This window comes from Bacteroides salyersiae, assembly GCF_031172035.1.
Lineage (GTDB): Bacteria > Bacteroidota > Bacteroidia > Bacteroidales > Bacteroidaceae > Bacteroides > Bacteroides salyersiae.
This window is the reverse complement of sequence record NZ_CP133452.1, coordinates 4,438,784-4,455,435: the sequence shown is the minus strand read 5'-3', so window position 1 is coordinate 4,455,435 and position 16,652 is coordinate 4,438,784. Positions and strand designations below refer to the sequence as shown.

The window sequence follows — 16,652 nt, the reverse complement described above, 5'->3', positions numbered from 1 at the left end:
AATAACTAAAATTATATGGCAACAAAAGGAACTGTTAGTGGCGTTATTGCCAATATGGTGACCCTCGTCGTTGACGGACCGGTATCTCAGAATGAGATTTGTTATATCTCTACCGGTGGCGATAAGTTGATGGCGGAGGTGATTAAGGTGGTAGGTTCGCATGTATATGTCCAGGTGTTTGAAAGCACCCGTGGGTTGAAAGTGGGAGCGGAAGCCGAATTTACAGGACACATGCTTGAGGTGACTCTGGGTCCGGGCATGTTATCGAAAAACTACGACGGTCTGCAAAACGACCTCGACAAGATGGATGGTGTTTTCCTTAAGAGAGGACAATATACATATCCGTTGGATAAAGAAAAAAAGTGGCATTTCGTGCCGTTGGTAAATGTAGGCGACAAGGTGGAAGCTTCGGCATGGTTGGGACAGGTAGACGAAAATTTCCAGCCGCTGAAGATTATGGCGCCTTTTACACTGAAAGGAACCTGCACGGTGAAGTCTGTTGCTGCCGAAGGGGATTATAAGATTGAAGATACCATTGCCGTACTCACCGATGAAGAAGGTAAGGATATTACAGTCAATATGATTCAGAGATGGCCGGTGAAGCGTGCAATGACTAATTATAAAGAAAAGCCCCGTCCTTTTAAATTGCTGGAAACCGGAGTTCGTGTTATCGACACGGTGAATCCGATTGTAGAGGGAGGAACGGGCTTTATCCCTGGCCCTTTCGGTACGGGTAAGACAGTGCTTCAGCATGCCATCTCTAAACAGGCGGAAGCGGATATTGTGATTATCGCTGCTTGTGGTGAGCGTGCCAATGAGGTTGTGGAAATCTTTACCGAATTCCCCGAGCTGGTTGACCCGCATACAGGACGCAAGCTGATGGAGCGTACTATTATTATTGCAAATACTTCGAACATGCCGGTGGCTGCCCGTGAGGCATCCGTATATACAGCGATGACCATTGCAGAGTACTATCGCGCGATGGGATTGAAGATTCTGTTGATGGCCGATTCTACTTCCCGATGGGCACAGGCATTGCGCGAAATGTCCAACCGTATGGAAGAGTTGCCCGGACCGGATGCGTTCCCGATGGACTTATCGTCTATCATTTCCAATTTCTACGGCCGTGCCGGTTATGTGAAACTGGATAATGGAGCATCGGGTTCTATTACTTTTATCGGTACGGTGTCTCCGGCCGGTGGTAACTTGAAAGAGCCTGTTACCGAGAACACCAAGAAGGTGGCCCGTTGTTTTTATGCACTTGAACAGGATCGTGCCGATAAGAAACGTTATCCGGCAGTGAATCCGATCGATTCTTATTCCAAATACATCGAATATCCGGAATTTGAAGCATATATCTCCGAACATATCAACGGTGAATGGATCGGGAAGGTAAATGAAATCAAGACCCGTTTGCAGCGTGGTAAAGAGATTGCCGAGCAGATCAACATTCTTGGTGACGACGGTGTACCTGTAGAATATCACGTTACTTTCTGGAAATCGGAACTGATCGACTTCGTGATCCTTCAGCAGGATGCTTTCGACGAGATAGATGCCGTGACTCCGATGGAACGTCAGGAAACTATTCTGAACATGGTAATTGATATCTGCCACACTGAATTCGAATTTGAAAACTTCAATGAAGTAATGGATTATTTCAAGAAGATGATTAACATCTGCAAACAGATGAACTACTCCAAATTCCAGTCGGAACAGTACGAAGACTTCCGGAAGCAGCTGAAAGAGCTGATTGATGAAAGAAGTGTTAAATAGTAAATCGTAAATAGCTAAATAGTAAATAGATGGCAACAAAAGCATTTCAAAAGATATATACCAAGATCACTCAGATTACGAAAGCTACCTGTTCGCTGAAAGCGACGGGAGTGGGGTATGACGAGTTGGGCACCGTGAATGGCAAACTGGCCCAGGTGGTAAAAATTGCCGGTGATGAAGTGACGTTGCAGGTGTTCGAAGGTACCGAAGGTATCCCGACCAATGCGGAAGTCGTGTTCTTGGGCAAATCGCCTACGATCAAAGTAAGCGAGCAGCTTGCCGGTCGTTTTTTCAATGCGTTTGGCGACCCTATCGACGGGGGACCGGAAATTGAAGGACAGGAAGTGGAGATCGGTGGTCCGTCTGTAAATCCGGTTCGCCGTAAGCAACCGTCGGAACTTATTGCAACGGGTATTGCCGGTATCGACCTGAACAATACATTGGTATCCGGACAGAAGATTCCGTTCTTTGCCGACCCTGACCAGCCTTTTAACCAGGTAATGGCAAACGTGGCCTTGCGTGCCGAAACGGATAAGATTATCCTCGGTGGTATGGGTATGACGAATGACGACTACCTGTATTTCAAGAATGTATTCTCCAATGCCGGTGCACTCGACCGTATTGTCAGCTTTATGAATACGACGGAGAATCCTCCGGTGGAACGTCTGTTGATTCCCGATATGGCATTGACTGCTGCTGAATATTTTGCGGTGGAGCACAATGAGAAAGTACTGGTATTGCTTACCGATATGACCTCTTATGCCGATGCTTTGGCAATCGTGTCCAACCGTATGGACCAGATTCCTTCGAAAGATTCTATGCCCGGTTCGCTTTATTCGGACTTGGCGAAGATCTACGAAAAGGCGGTGCAGTTCCCTTCCGGCGGTTCTATCACGATTATTGCCGTGACTACTTTGTCCGGTGGTGATATTACGCATGCTGTGCCCGATAATACGGGATATATCACCGAAGGCCAGTTGTTCCTGCGTCGTGACAGTGATATCGGTAAGGTTATTGTCGATCCGTTCCGTTCTTTATCCCGCTTGAAACAGTTGGTAACCGGTAAGAAGACACGTAAGGACCATCCGCAGGTGATGAATGCCGCCGTACGTCTGTATGCCGATGCCGCCAATGCCAAGACAAAGTTGGAAAACGGTTTCGACCTGACTAATTATGACGAACGTACTTTGGCTTTTGCAAAAGACTACTCCAATCAGTTACTTGCTATCGATGTAAATCTTGATACTACCGAAATGCTGGATGTAGCTTGGGGATTGTTCGGTAAGTATTTTCGTCCGGAAGAGGTGAATATGAAGAAAGAACTGGTAGAACAGTATTGGCCGAAATAATTGGATTTACGATCAGGCAGTTTACAGTCGTGCGATTGGATTTTTGTAGATTGTAATAGCGAAAAGAGTTGTTTCGATTGTCTGTTGGTAAATGGTTAAAACAGTAAAATAAATGAGATGGCTATAAAGTTTCAATATAATAAGACGTCCCTTCAGCTATTGGAGAAACAACTGAAAGTGCGGGTACGTACTCTGCCTATTATTAAGAACAAGGAGAGTGCCCTGCGCATGGAGGTGAAGCGCTGCAAGACGGAAGCGGCCGATCTGGAAGAAAGGCTGGAGAAACAAATCCAGGCTTATGAAGCCATGTTCGCACTTTGGAATGAGTTTGACGCCTCATTGATAAAGGTAAATGATGTTCATCTTGGCGTGAAAAAGATTGCCGGTGTACGGGTGCCGTTACTCGAAAATGTAGATTTTGAGATACGGCCGTACAGTATGTTTAACGCTCCCAAGTGGTATGCCGACGGGCTGCATCTGTTGAAGCAGCTTGCACAAACGGCTATCGAAAGAGAGTTTATACTCGCCAAACTGAACTTGTTGGAACATGCAAGAAAAAAGACCACTCAGAAAGTGAACCTTTTTGAGAAGGTACAGATACCGGGGTATCAGGATGCACTGCGAAAGATCAAACGTTTCATGGAGGATGAGGAAAACTTATCCAAGTCGTCGCAGAAGATTCTGAAATCCCAGCAGGAAAAAAGGAAGGAGATAGAGGCATGATTACAAAAATGAAGAAACTCACGTTCCTGGCTTATCATAAGGAATACGAAGATTTTCTGAATAGTCTTCGCGAGCTTGGCGTGGTGCACATTGTTGAAAAACAGCAGGGTATAGCTGAGAATGCCGAGTTGCAGGACAGTATTCGTCTTTCGTCGCGTCTGGCGGCTGCCATAAAGTTGCTCCAGAATGTGAAGCTCGATAAGAATACGGCAGTTGCCAAAGAGGGGGGGACTCCTCAACGGGGTGCACAAGTACTGGATGAGATAGATGCGTTGCAGACGGAAAAGAGTAAACTGACCCAACAGTTGCAGGGTTATGCAAAAGAGCGGGATGCCTTGACTGCATGGGGCGACTTCGAACCGGAAAATGTTCGTCGGTTGAATGAGGCTGGCTATACGGTAGGGTTTTATACCTGTTCGGAAGGAAATTATAAAGAAGAATGGGAAACGGAATATAATGCGATGGTTATCAGTCGTATATCTTCAAAAGTATTCTTTATAACCGTAACGAAAGACGGAGCAGAAGTCGATCTGGATGTAGAGCAGGCCAAGTTGCCGGCTTACTCACTGACTCGCGTGAATCAGCTTTATGCCGAAACGGAACAGGCTATTACTGAAAATGAAGGAAAGCTTGCTTTGTTGGCCGAAAAGGATATTCCTTCCCTGAAGGAGATGGAGAGGGATTTACAGAATAATATCGAGTTTTCTAAAGTAGTGTTGAGCACAGAACAGGCTGCCGGTGAAAAACTGATGTTGCTTGAAGGTTGGGTTCCTGCCCGTAACAAGATAGAGATTGAGGCTTTCCTCGATTCGTCTCATGTCTATTACGAACTTTCCGATCCCACGCCAGAAGATAATGTGCCGATCGAATTGAATAATAAGGGATTCTTTTCCTGGTTCGAACCGATTTGCAAGCTCTATATGCTGCCGAAGTATAACGAATTGGACTTAACTCCGTTCTTTGCTCCGTTCTTTATGGTTTTCTTCGGGCTTTGTCTCGGCGATTCGGGGTATGGATTATTTCTTTTTGCGGGTGCTACGGCATATCGTCTGATGGCTAAGAAGTTGACTGCTTCTACCAAGTCGATCATTTCGCTGATCCAGGTACTGGCTGCTTCTACTTTCTTTTGCGGATTGTTGACGGGAACTTTTTTCGGAGCAAATATCTACGATCTGGATTGGCCGATTGTACAGAGGTTGAAACATGCGGTCTTCATGGATAATAACGATATGTTCCAGCTCTCGTTAATATTGGGAGTGATACAGATCATGTTCGGTATGGTGCTGAAAGCGGTGAACCAAACGATACAGTTTGGCTTTAAATATGCCGTTGCAACGATCGGATGGATTATCCTGTTATTGTCTATGGGTGTTTCGGCTTTGCTTCCGGAAATATTACCGATGGGCGGTACGGTGCATTTGGTAATACTCGGTATTGCCGGTGTGATGATATTCCTTTTCAATACTCCCGGAAAGAATGTGTTCCTGAATATCGGACTCGGTTTGTGGGATTCCTACAACATGGTTACCGGTTTGCTGGGTGATGTGCTTTCGTATGTCCGTCTGTTCGCTCTCGGGCTTTCAGGAGGTATTTTGGCAGGAGTATTCAATAGTCTCGCAACCGGAATGAGTCCTGATAATGCTGTTTTAGGACCGATTGTGATGGTACTGATCTTTGTGATCGGCCATGCCATCAATATATTTATGAATGTACTCGGTGCGATGGTTCACCCCATGCGTCTGACATTTGTGGAATTCTTCAAGAATTCCGGATATGAAGGCGGTGGTAAAGAGTATAAACCTTTTAAGAAATAAAGAAACAAAGATTTAAAATTAAACAATAAAAACAGAATAAAATTATGGAAATGAATTTGTTTATTGCCTACATTGGCATCGCGGTAATGGTTGGTTTGTCGGGTATCGGTAGTGCATACGGGGTAACGATTGCAGGTAACGCTGCCATCGGCGCATTGAAAAAGAATGATAGCGCATTTGGTAACTTCCTTGTATTGACAGCCCTTCCGGGTACACAGGGTTTGTATGGTTTCGCCGGCTACTTTATGTTCCAAACGATTTTCGGTATCCTGACTCCTCAGATCACAGCTATTCAGGCTTCTGCCGTATTGGGTGCAGGTATTGCTTTGGGATTGGTTGCTTTGTTCTCAGCGATCCGCCAGGGACAGGTTTGTGCCAATGGTATCGCTGCTATCGGTCAAGGTCACAACGTGTTCAGTAATACACTGATCCTTGCTGTATTCCCGGAACTTTATGCAATCGTAGCTTTGGCTGCTACTTTCTTGATTGGTAGTGCTTTGGCATAAGCCGGATATATAAAAAAATATGAAAGACTCCTGTAATATCGTATTGCAGGAGTCTTTTTTATCGAGAGCATATGATCATTTTTTTTTTGATGCATGTCCATTCAAAGAATAGAATGAAACGCCCTGCTGAAGGGGGATTGCAAACGTTTGTGGCTTCCTGTCAATTCATATTTTCTGCATAAACCATTATTTTTCAATAAATAATGCGTATTTTTGCAGTCGCTTAATAAAAAAGAGTTCTAAACAATTATATGGTAAAAGATTTATTAACCCCCGATTATATCTTCGAAGCCAGTTGGGAGGTGTGTAATAAGGTAGGAGGAATCTACACTGTTCTGTCCACAAGGGCAAACACATTACAGACCGCTTTTCGTGATAAATTGTTCTTTATTGGTCCGGACGTGTGGCAAGGTAAGGATAATCCTTTGTTTATAGAGTCCGACAATCTTTGTGCGGCATGGAAAGAACATGCCTGTGAAAAAGATAATCTTTCCGTCCGTGTAGGACGTTGGAATATTCCGGGCAATCCCATTGTGATATTAGTAGACTTTCAGTCGTTCTTTGCAGAAAAGAATGAAATATATACAGAGATGTGGAATCGTTTTCAGGTAGATTCGCTGCATGCTTATGGCGACTATGATGAAGCATCGATGTTTTCGTATGCTGCCGGTAAAGTAGTGGAAAGTTTTTATCGCTACAATCTGACGGAGAACGATAAAGCTGTTTATCAGGCACATGAATGGATGACCGGATTAGGAGCGCTTTATCTGCAAACGGCTGTACCGGAAATTGCGACGATCTTTACGACCCATGCTACGTCTATCGGACGTTCCATTGCGGGAAACAACAAACCTCTGTATGATTACCTGTTTGCTTATAACGGTGATCAGATGGCCGGAGAGCTGAATATGCAGTCCAAACATTCCATCGAAAAGCAGACAGCTCATTATGTGGACTGTTTTACGACGGTAAGTGAAATAACCAATAACGAATGTAAAGAGTTGCTTGATAAAGCGGCCGATGTGGTATTGATGAATGGTTTTGAGGACGATTTCGTTCCTAAAGGAAGTACTTTCACCGGCAAACGTAAACGTGCCCGTTCGGTTATGCTGAATGTTGCCAATAAATTATTGGGAACAAATTTGGGTGATGATACGTTAATTATCGGAACCAGTGGACGTTATGAATTTAAGAACAAAGGTATCGATGTGTTTCTGGAATCATTGAACCGTTTGTGCCGGGATAAGAACTTGAAGAGAGACGTATTGGCTTTTGTCAATGTTCCCGGCTGGGTGGGCGATCCCCGTGAAGATTTGCAGGCGCGTCTGAAAAGTAAAGACAAGTTCGATACTCCGTTGGAAGTGCCTTTTATCACGCATTGGTTGCATAATATGACGCATGACCAGGTGCTTGATATGTTGAAATATCTTGGAATGAGCAATCATCCCGAAGATAAAGTGAAAGTGATTTTTGTGCCTTGTTATCTGAATGGCAGGGATGGAATCTTGAATAAGGATTATTATGATCTGTTGTTGGGACAGGATCTTAGCGTTTATCCGTCTTATTATGAACCTTGGGGATATACGCCTTTGGAGAGTGTGGCTTTCCGTGTGCCTACCATTACTACTGATCTTGCCGGTTTCGGTCTTTGGGTGAAGAGCCTGAAAAAACAGAATGGTATTGATGGCGGGGTGGAAGTGTTGCACCGTTCGGATTATAATTATTCCGAGGTGGCCGATGGTATCAAAGATACAGTCTCGCTATTCTCCGCAAAAACAGAAAATGAAGTGAAGGAAATCCGCAAACATGCCGCCGAAATCGCAGAGAAGGCGTTGTGGAAACACTTTATTAAATATTATTATGAGGCTTATGATATTGCTTTACGCAATGCAATGAAACGTCAGCTGAATTAAATTATTTATCAAACAAGTAAATGATAACATTATGAAAGTTAAAGTTAGTAATGTGAACACTCCGAACTGGAAAGAGGTGACTGTAAAGTCACGTGTTCCGGCGGAATTGGAAAAGTTGTCTGAAATAGCACGCAACATTTGGTGGGCCTGGAACTATGAAGCAACCGAATTATTCAGAGATTTGGATCCGGCTTTGTGGAAAGAAGTGGGTCAGAACCCTGTGCTGCTTCTGGAACGTATGAGTTATGAGAAGCTGGAAGCTTTATCAAAAGATAAAGTTATCCTGAAGCGCATGAATGATGTTTATACTAAGTTCAGAGACTATATGGATGTGAAACCGGACGCTACTCGTCCCTCTGTGGCTTATTTCAGCATGGAGTATGGTTTAACGAATGTTCTTAAAATATATTCCGGAGGTTTGGGTGTACTTGCCGGCGACTATCTGAAAGAAGCTTCTGACAGTAACGTGGACCTTTGTGCAGTAGGGTTCCTTTATCGTTATGGCTACTTTACCCAGTCATTGTCTATGGACGGACAGCAGATTGCCAACTACGAAGCGCAAAACTTCGGCCAATTGCCTATCGACCGTGTGCTCGATGCAGACGGCAAACAGATGGTAGTGGACGTTCCTTATATGAACTACTTCGTACATGCTAATGTATGGCGTGTGAATGTAGGCCGTATTTCTCTGTATCTGCTGGATACGGATAATGAAATGAATAGCGAGTTCGACCGTCCTATTACTCACCAACTGTACGGTGGTGATTGGGAAAACCGTCTGAAACAGGAAATCCTGTTGGGTATCGGTGGTATCTTGACTCTGAAAGCATTAGGTATCAAGAAAGATATTTATCATTGTAATGAAGGACATGCTGCACTGATCAATGTTCAGCGTATCTGTGACTATGTGGCTACCGGTCTTACTTTCGATCAGGCCATCGAGCTTGTTCGCGCTTCTTCTCTTTATACGGTTCATACTCCGGTTCCTGCCGGACACGACTATTTCGACGAAGGCCTTTTCGGCAAGTATATGGGAGGATATCCTGCTATGATGGGTATTAGTTGGGACGATCTGATGGATCTCGGACGTAATAACCCGGGTGATAAGGGCGAACGTTTCTGCATGTCTGTGTTTGCCTGCAATACTTCTCAGGAAGTAAATGGTGTGAGTTGGTTGCATGGAAAGGTTTCTCAGGAAATGTTCTCTTCTATCTGGAAAGGCTATTTCCCGGAAGAGAGTCATGTGGGTTATGTTACCAATGGTGTCCACTTCCCTACATGGAGTGCTACGGAATGGAAGCAGTTGTATGCGAAGTATTTCAATGAGAATTTCTTGTATGATCAGTCTAATCCGAAGATTTGGGAGGCTATCTATAATGTGGCTGATGAAGAAATCTGGAAGACCCGTATGACCATGAAGAACAAGCTGGTAGACTACATCCGCAAGCAGTTCCGTGAAACATGGTTGAAGAATCAGGGTGATCCTTCACGTATTGTGTCTCTGATGGATAAGATCAATCCGAATGCGTTGCTGATTGGTTTCGGCCGTCGTTTTGCTACATACAAACGTGCTCATTTGTTGTTCACCGATTTGGAGCGTCTGGCTAAGATCGTTAATAATCCCGATTATCCGGTACAATTCCTTTTCACTGGAAAAGCTCACCCGCATGATGGTGCTGGACAAGGCTTGATAAAGAGAATCATCGAGATCTCCCGTCGTCCGGAATTCTTGGGTAAGATTATTTTCCTTGAAAACTATGATATGCAGTTGGCACGTCGTCTGGTATCCGGTGTTGATATCTGGCTGAATACACCGACTCGCCCGCTCGAAGCATCCGGTACATCGGGTGAGAAGGCATTGATGAACGGTGTGCTTAACTTCTCCGTACTTGACGGATGGTGGCTGGAAGGCTATCGTGAAGGTGCAGGATGGGCGTTGACAGAAAAGCGAACTTACCAGAATCAAGATCATCAGGATCAGCTGGATGCTGCTACTATCTACAGCATTCTTGAGACGGAAATTCTACCGTTGTTCTATGCACGCAACAAGAAAGGATTCTCTGAAGGCTGGGTGAAGACAATCAAGAATTCTATTGCGCAGATTGCACCTCATTATACGATGAAGCGTCAGCTCGATGATTATTATAGCAAGTTCTACACGAAAGAAGCCAAACGTTTCCAGATGTTGTCTGCCAATGACAATGCCAAGGCAAAAGAGATTGCAGCATGGAAGGAAGAAGTGGTTGAGAAATGGGATTCAATTGAGGTTGTATCTTGTGAGAAGACAGAAGAACTTGTAAAAGGCAGCATTGAAAGCGGAAAAGAATATACGATTACTTATGTTATCGATGAGAAGGGCTTGAACGATGCAGTAGGACTTGAATTGGTGACTACTTATACAACGGCTGACGGTAAACAACATGTTTATTCTGTAGAACCGTTCAGTGTCATCAAGAAAGAGGGGAATTTGTATACATTCCAGGCTAAACACAGCTTGTCTAATGCAGGAAGTTTCAAGGTATCTTACCGTATGTTCCCGAAGAATCCGGATCTGCCTCACCGTCAGGATTTCTGTTATGTACGTTGGTTTGTGTAATCAATCGGTATACCGATAAAGCATCATAAAAACAGCCCTTGCAGTTTGATTTGCAAGGGCTGATTTTTTTGTGTATTCTCTTGAGAATCGACTTTTATTTCTTCAGTGCTTCGGCAATCTTTGTTTGCAGTTCTTCTCCGTGTAAACCACGGGCAATGATTGTTCCTTCACCGTCAATCAACATGGTATGAGGAATACTGTTTACGGCATACAACTGTGCGCCTTCACTGTTCCAGTATTTCAAATCGGACATCTGCGGCCATGTCATTTTCAGTGTTTTAATAGCTTCTTTCCAAGAGTCGGCATTCTGATCGAGTGATACGCCTACGATTTCGAAGTTCTTACCTTTGTATTTTGCATAAGCTTCTACTAAGTTCGGCATTTCACGACGACAAGGACCGCACCAGCTTGCCCAGAAGTCTACAAGAACTACTTTCCCTTTTCCTGCATAGTCCGACAACTTAACAGATTTTCCGTCAGGAGTCTGCATTTCGAAATCGATGAATTTCTGTCCGACGGCTGTTTTCTTTTGCTTTTCAACCATCTCTTTGATTTTTACGATGGCAGCATCGTTTTGGAATTGAGCCGGAATCTGTTGCAATAAAGCATCATTTTCTGCTGTTTCCATGCTGTAATAGTTCATCTTGAACAAGTGGATACCTACCGGATTGGTGATGTTTTTTTTGATTCCCTCTTTATAAACTTCTCCCAATTCATTCTGAAGACCTTCGAGTGCTTTCATGTTTTCAGCCCTCTGTTCTTCGGTCATGTCGGCATTTCCCATGGATTCGTAAATGGGTTGTGCTTTCTGATTGAGCGCGTTGATCTTGTTGCGTATTTCCTGGTAGGCGTCGTTGTTGGCTGTACCGGTTGCCGAATCATTGTTTTTAGTCAGAGCGATATTGATTTTTCCGTTTTCAAGGAAGAAGTCCATAAGCATTGCTTCATTTCCTGTGCCGGATGTTACATAGCGGTTTACGGCAGAGTCCTGCACGCCTTCGAATGTAAATGTACCGTTCTTTATAATGGCAGTATCCAGTTTGCTGAGTTGTCTGCCTACTACTTCCTGTAAAAATACAGTGTCACCGTCGGCTGCTCCCTCTACTGTACCGGTAATGACATAGCCTGGTTTGTTTCCGCCGCAAGCCACCATACCTAAAGCGGCGGCAGCAACGAACAAATAAGTTAACTTTTTCATGCTTTCGTAAAATTAGTGAATAAATATTTATGCAAAGATAGATTATTTTTCAATCTTTCGGAGGAAAACTCTGTTATATTAGATTAACACGTAGGAGGAAATCGTAGAAATGTGTACCTTTGCACCCCAAATTAGTATGAATATGCAAGAAAACAATTACATTATCGAAGTAAACAGTGTATCGAAGTTTTTCGGTGATAAGACTGCTTTGGATAATGTGACCTTAAATGTAAAGAAGGGAGAATTCGTGACGATTCTCGGTCCTTCGGGTTGTGGTAAGACCACGTTGTTACGCCTTATTGCCGGCTTTCAGACGGCTTCGGAAGGTGAAATCAGAATATCGGGAAAGGAAATAACACAAACACCGCCCCATAAGCGTCCGGTGAACACGGTTTTTCAGAAATACGCTCTTTTTCCGCATCTGAATGTGTATGATAATATCGCTTTCGGTTTGAAGCTGAAAAAGACACCGAAGCCGGTCATTGAAAAGAAAGTGAAGGCTGCCTTGAAGATGGTAGGCATGACGGATTATGAATACCGTGATGTCGATTCTCTCTCCGGCGGACAACAGCAACGGGTAGCCATTGCCCGTGCCATTGTCAATGAGCCTGAAGTTTTGCTGCTCGACGAACCGTTGGCTGCGCTCGATCTCAAAATGCGTAAAGATATGCAGATGGAGCTGAAAGAGATGCACAAGAGTTTGGGCATTACATTTGTATATGTGACTCACGATCAGGAAGAGGCTTTGACGTTGAGTGATACCATTGTGGTGATGAGCGAGGGACGGATTCAGCAGATAGGTACGCCGATCGATATATACAATGAGCCTATCAATTCGTTTGTTGCCGATTTTATCGGTGAGAGTAATATACTGAACGGTACCATGATCAAAGACAAGCTGGTACGTTTTTGCGGTACGGAGTTCGAATGTGTGGACGAAGGTTTTGGTGAAAACATGCCGGTAGATGTGGTGATTCGTCCCGAAGACCTGTATATTTTTCCTGTATCCGATATGGCACAACTGACAGGAGTAGTGCAATCTTCCGTATTCAAAGGGGTGCACTATGAAATGACGGTGCTTTGTAGTGGTTACGAGTTTTTGGTGCAGGATTATCATCACTTTGAGGTGGGAGCCGAGGTAGGATTGCTTGTGAAACCCTTTGATATTCATATAATGAAGAAAGAGCGCGTGTGCAATACTTTCGAAGGCAAACTGACGGATGAGACTCATGTGGAGTTTTTGGGATGTAACTTCGAATGTGCACCTGTGACGGATATCGCGGCCGGTGCCGAAGTTCGGGTAGAGGTAGGCTTCGATAAGATTATCCTTCAGGATAACGAAGAAGACGGTACACTGACCGGTGAAGTGAAATTCATCCTTTATAAAGGTGACCATTATCATCTGACTGTATGGTCGGATTGGGACGAGAATGTGTTTGTGGATACGAATGATGTTTGGGACGATGGCGACCGCGTAGGTATTACTATTCCTCCCGATGCGATCCGGGTAATTAAAAAATAAAAATGAATTTCAGAGGTGAATAAGTTATCAGTCTTTTTTTCATCACGTAAGAGTTGGACTCTTCCTTACATTATCTTTTCGGCGATATTTGTCGTCATTCCGTTGCTTCTTATTGTGGTTTATGCATTTACAGATGACAACGGACATCTTACTTTGGAGAACTTTGAGAAGTTCTTTACTCATCATGAAGCAATCAATACCTTTGTATATTCTATCGGAATAGCGATTATTACGACGCTTGTATGTATCCTGTTAGGATATCCCGCTGCGTGGATATTGAGCAATGCGAAACTGAACCGTTCTAAGACATTGGTAGTGCTGTTTATCCTGCCCATGTGGGTCAATATTCTGGTACGTACGTTAGCCACCGTTGCCCTTTTCGATTTTTTCCGAATGCCGTTGGGAGAAGGGGCGTTGATATTCGGTATGGTATACAACTTTATTCCTTTTATGATCTATCCCATCTACAATACACTGCAGAAGATGGATCACAGTTATATAGAGGCAGCACAAGATTTGGGGGCCAATCCGGTACAGGTGTTCTTGAAAGCGGTATTGCCCTTGTCGATGCCGGGAGTGATGAGTGGTATCATGATGGTGTTTATGCCTACCATCTCTACTTTTGCCATTGCCGAGTTGCTGACCATGAACAATATCAAGCTTTTCGGTACCACCATTCAGGAGAATATCAATAATAGCATGTGGAATTACGGTGCGGCCTTATCGCTCATCATGTTGTTGCTGATTGCGGCCACTTCACTGTTCAGTACCGACGATAAGGATCATTCTAACGAAGGAGGAGGATTATGGTAAAGAGGATTTTTGCCCAGGCCTATTTGTGGATATTGCTGTTGTTGCTCTATTCGCCCATCGTGATTATTGTGATTTATTCGTTTACCGAAGCCAAAGTATTGGGAAACTGGACAGGTTTCTCAACTAAACTCTATTCTTCGTTGTTTACCACAGGAACGCATCATTCGTTGATGAATGCATTGATAAATACGGTGACTATCGCTCTGATTGCCGCCACTGCATCTACTTTGTTGGGAAGCATTACTGCTATCGGCATTTTTAACTTGAAGAACCGTGCCCGTAAGACCATTGGTTTCGTAAACAGCATTCCCATTTTGAATGGTGATATCATTACCGGTATTTCATTGTTTCTGCTGTTTGTTTCTTTGGGTATCTCTCAAGGATACACTACGGTGGTGTTGGCACACATCACATTTTGTACGCCTTACGTGGTGCTCAGTGTGCTTCCGCGTCTTAAGCAGATGAATCCGAATTTATATGAGGCAGCGCTCGATTTAGGGGCTACTCCCATGCAGGCTTTGCGCAAGGTGATTTTTCCGGAAATCCGTCCGGGGATGATCAGTGGCTTCATGCTGGCGCTGACACTTTCCATCGATGATTTTGCAGTAACAGTATTTACCATCGGCAATGAGGGGCTGGAAACTCTTTCCACCTATATTTATGCCGATGCCCGAAAGGGCGGATTGACACCGGAGTTGCGCCCTCTTTCCACTATCATTTTTGTAGTGGTGTTGGCTTTACTCATTGTCATCAATCATCGTTCAAGCAAAAAATAATGTAATAATGTGCCAATGTGCCAATATGCCAATGTGCCAATATGCCAATTGGCTGCGCTGCAATTGGATGTAATTTGAAGGAATAATCATGCCGCATGGAAATTGGCACATTGGCATATTGGCACATTAAATAATTATTAATGTTATGAGAAAAATTCTATCTATACTCATTTTAGGAATTCTTTTTGCCAGTTGTTACAATACCGGGGAGCCTCGCAAGAATGTACTGAAGATATACAATTGGGCTGATTATATCGGTGAGGGTGTTTTGGAAGATTTTCAGGTTTATTACAAGGAACAGACCGGAGAAGATATCCGTATTGTCTATCAGACATTCGATATCAACGAAATCATGCTTACCAAGATTGAAAAGGGACATGAGGATTTTGATGTGGTTTGTCCTTCGGAATACATTATCGAACGTATGCTGAAAAAGGATTTGTTGTTGCCCATCGATACTGTTTTTGCCCATTCGCCCGATTATATGAATAATGTGGCGCCTTATATCCGTGAGCAGATTAATAAACTGAGTCAGCCGGGACGCCCTGCCAATCATTATGCTGTGTGCTACATGTGGGGGACGGCAGGAATCCTTTATAATAAGGCTTTCGTGACGGAGCAGGATGTAGATACCTGGGGATGCCTTTGGGATAAGAAGTTTGCCGGTAAAATACTGATGAAAGATGCCTATCGCGATGCATACGGGACAGCGATCATCTACTCTCATGCCAAAGAACTGGCCGAAGGAAAGGTGACCGTAGAGCAGTTGATGAACGATTATTCTCCTCAGGCAATGGCTATTGTGGAGAAATATCTGAAAGCGATGAAACCGAACATTGCCGGCTGGGAAGCAGATTTTGGTAAAGAGATGATGACTAAAAACAAGGCTTGGATAAATATGACCTGGAGCGGAGATGCCATGTGGGCTATCGAAGAAGCCGATGCAGTGGGAGTAGACCTCGATTATGTAGTGCCCGAAGAGGGCAGTAATATATGGTATGACGGTTGGGTGATTCCGAAATATGCACGTAATCCGCAAGCAGCCAGTTATTTTATCAATTTCATGTGTCGACCTGATATTGCTATTCGCAATATGGATGCCTGCGGATATGTAAGTGCTATTGCTTCTCCCGAAATAATGGAGGAGAAAATCGATACGACCTTGACTTATTATTCCGATCTCAGTTACTTTTTCGGGCCGGATGCCGATAGTATTCAGATAAACCGTATCCAATATCCGGACCGTAGTGTGGTGGAACGTTGTGCCATGATTCGTGATTTTGGTGATAAGACGAAAGACGTACTCGAGATATGGTCACGTATCAAAGGGGATAATCTCGGTGTGGGGATCACGATACTTATTTTTGTGGTGGTCGGCGTAATGAGCGGCTGGATGATTTATAAACGTGTGCAGCGTTATCAGCGTAATAAGTTGCAGAGACGGCGTAGCCGTAGACGACGGAGTCTGAATCATTGAAACGGGCTGTGTTCCGTACTGGAATATACGATACTTAATACTGGAATATACGATGTTCAATACTGGGGGTAACCGTATTTTATCCTAAAATGAATCGTTTTTTCATTCATAGGTATTTAATCTATTTTTTCAATTTTTAATTGACACCCATAACAGCATTTCCCTTATACGAGCGTCTAATAAACAAAGCCA

At 43.9% G+C, this 16,652-nt stretch carries 12 protein-coding genes; 11 read left to right on the top strand and 1 reads right to left on the bottom strand.

All coding sequences use genetic code 11. From position 1 onward, the window contains the following. Positions 1-15: 15 nt before the first annotated feature. From RB604_RS16935 to RB604_RS16905, 7 genes are all read left to right on the top strand, one after another. The gene (locus RB604_RS16935) at positions 16-1,773 is read left to right on the top strand and encodes a V-type ATP synthase subunit A (protein ID WP_005931174.1); all 1,758 of its coding nucleotides are present in this window, start codon (positions 16-18) and stop codon (positions 1,771-1,773) included. 29 nt (positions 1,774-1,802) lie between these two features. Further along, positions 1,803-3,122 (top strand): V-type ATP synthase subunit B, encoded by a 1,320-nt coding sequence (locus RB604_RS16930; protein WP_005931177.1) that lies wholly within the window; start codon positions 1,803-1,805, stop codon positions 3,120-3,122. A 117-nt stretch (positions 3,123-3,239) separates the two neighbouring features. Then, complete coding sequence (locus RB604_RS16925) at positions 3,240-3,845, top strand: V-type ATP synthase subunit D (protein WP_005931179.1); 606 nt, start codon at positions 3,240-3,242, stop codon at positions 3,843-3,845. After that, positions 3,842-5,659, top strand: coding sequence for a V-type ATP synthase subunit I (locus RB604_RS16920; RefSeq protein WP_005931182.1), 1,818 nt, complete (start codon positions 3,842-3,844; stop codon positions 5,657-5,659). Before RB604_RS16925 ends, RB604_RS16920 begins: the two co-directional genes overlap by 4 nt. 44 nt (positions 5,660-5,703) lie before the next feature. Continuing rightward, a complete protein-coding gene (locus RB604_RS16915) occupies positions 5,704-6,165 on the top strand; it encodes a V-type ATP synthase subunit K (protein ID WP_002562679.1) in 462 nt (153 codons plus the stop codon). Positions 6,166-6,416: 251 nt separating this feature from the next. After that, positions 6,417-8,078, top strand: coding sequence for a glycogen/starch synthase (locus tag RB604_RS16910; RefSeq protein WP_007481320.1), 1,662 nt, complete (start codon positions 6,417-6,419; stop codon positions 8,076-8,078). 31 nt (positions 8,079-8,109) lie between these two features. Beyond that, positions 8,110-10,674: a glycosyltransferase family 1 protein gene (locus RB604_RS16905; RefSeq protein ID WP_005931189.1), complete on the top strand. Its 2,565-nt coding sequence runs from the start codon at positions 8,110-8,112 to the stop codon at positions 10,672-10,674. Positions 10,675-10,768: 94 nt separating this feature from the next. On the opposite strand, the gene RB604_RS16900 is transcribed toward RB604_RS16905, so the two are convergent. Continuing rightward, positions 10,769-11,872: a TlpA disulfide reductase family protein gene (locus tag RB604_RS16900; RefSeq protein WP_007481318.1), complete on the bottom strand. Its 1,104-nt coding sequence runs from the start codon at positions 11,870-11,872 to the stop codon at positions 10,769-10,771. A gap of 136 nt (positions 11,873-12,008) precedes the next feature. Between RB604_RS16900 and RB604_RS16895 the strand changes: the two genes are divergently transcribed. From RB604_RS16895 to RB604_RS16880, 4 genes are all read left to right on the top strand, one after another. After that, positions 12,009-13,394, top strand: a complete 1,386-nt coding sequence (locus RB604_RS16895) for a polyamine ABC transporter ATP-binding protein (RefSeq protein WP_085930798.1) — start codon at positions 12,009-12,011, stop codon at positions 13,392-13,394. A gap of 15 nt (positions 13,395-13,409) precedes the next feature. After that, complete coding sequence (locus tag RB604_RS16890; RefSeq protein WP_005931197.1) at positions 13,410-14,207, top strand: ABC transporter permease; 798 nt, start codon at positions 13,410-13,412, stop codon at positions 14,205-14,207. Continuing rightward, complete coding sequence (locus RB604_RS16885) at positions 14,201-14,983, top strand: ABC transporter permease (protein WP_005931200.1); 783 nt, start codon at positions 14,201-14,203, stop codon at positions 14,981-14,983. Before RB604_RS16890 ends, RB604_RS16885 begins: the two co-directional genes overlap by 7 nt. Before the next feature lie 145 nt (positions 14,984-15,128). Further along, complete coding sequence (locus RB604_RS16880) at positions 15,129-16,460, top strand: ABC transporter substrate-binding protein (protein WP_007481314.1); 1,332 nt, start codon at positions 15,129-15,131, stop codon at positions 16,458-16,460. Positions 16,461-16,652: the final 192 nt, after the last annotated feature.

Coding starts and splice junctions, on each gene's coding strand:
- RB604_RS16895 (WP_085930798.1), top strand. CDS start 12,009: ATGAATATGCAAGAAAACAATTACATTATCGAAGTAAACAGTGTATCG.
- RB604_RS16900 (WP_007481318.1), bottom strand. CDS start 11,872: ATGAAAAAGTTAACTTATTTGTTCGTTGCTGCCGCCGCTTTAGGTATG.
- RB604_RS16935 (WP_005931174.1), top strand. CDS start 16: ATGGCAACAAAAGGAACTGTTAGTGGCGTTATTGCCAATATGGTGACC.
- RB604_RS16910 (WP_007481320.1), top strand. CDS start 6,417: ATGGTAAAAGATTTATTAACCCCCGATTATATCTTCGAAGCCAGTTGG.
- RB604_RS16885 (WP_005931200.1), top strand. CDS start 14,201: ATGGTAAAGAGGATTTTTGCCCAGGCCTATTTGTGGATATTGCTGTTG.
- RB604_RS16880 (WP_007481314.1), top strand. CDS start 15,129: ATGAGAAAAATTCTATCTATACTCATTTTAGGAATTCTTTTTGCCAGT.
- RB604_RS16925 (WP_005931179.1), top strand. CDS start 3,240: ATGGCTATAAAGTTTCAATATAATAAGACGTCCCTTCAGCTATTGGAG.
- RB604_RS16905 (WP_005931189.1), top strand. CDS start 8,110: ATGAAAGTTAAAGTTAGTAATGTGAACACTCCGAACTGGAAAGAGGTG.
- RB604_RS16920 (WP_005931182.1), top strand. CDS start 3,842: ATGATTACAAAAATGAAGAAACTCACGTTCCTGGCTTATCATAAGGAA.
- RB604_RS16915 (WP_002562679.1), top strand. CDS start 5,704: ATGGAAATGAATTTGTTTATTGCCTACATTGGCATCGCGGTAATGGTT.
- RB604_RS16930 (WP_005931177.1), top strand. CDS start 1,803: ATGGCAACAAAAGCATTTCAAAAGATATATACCAAGATCACTCAGATT.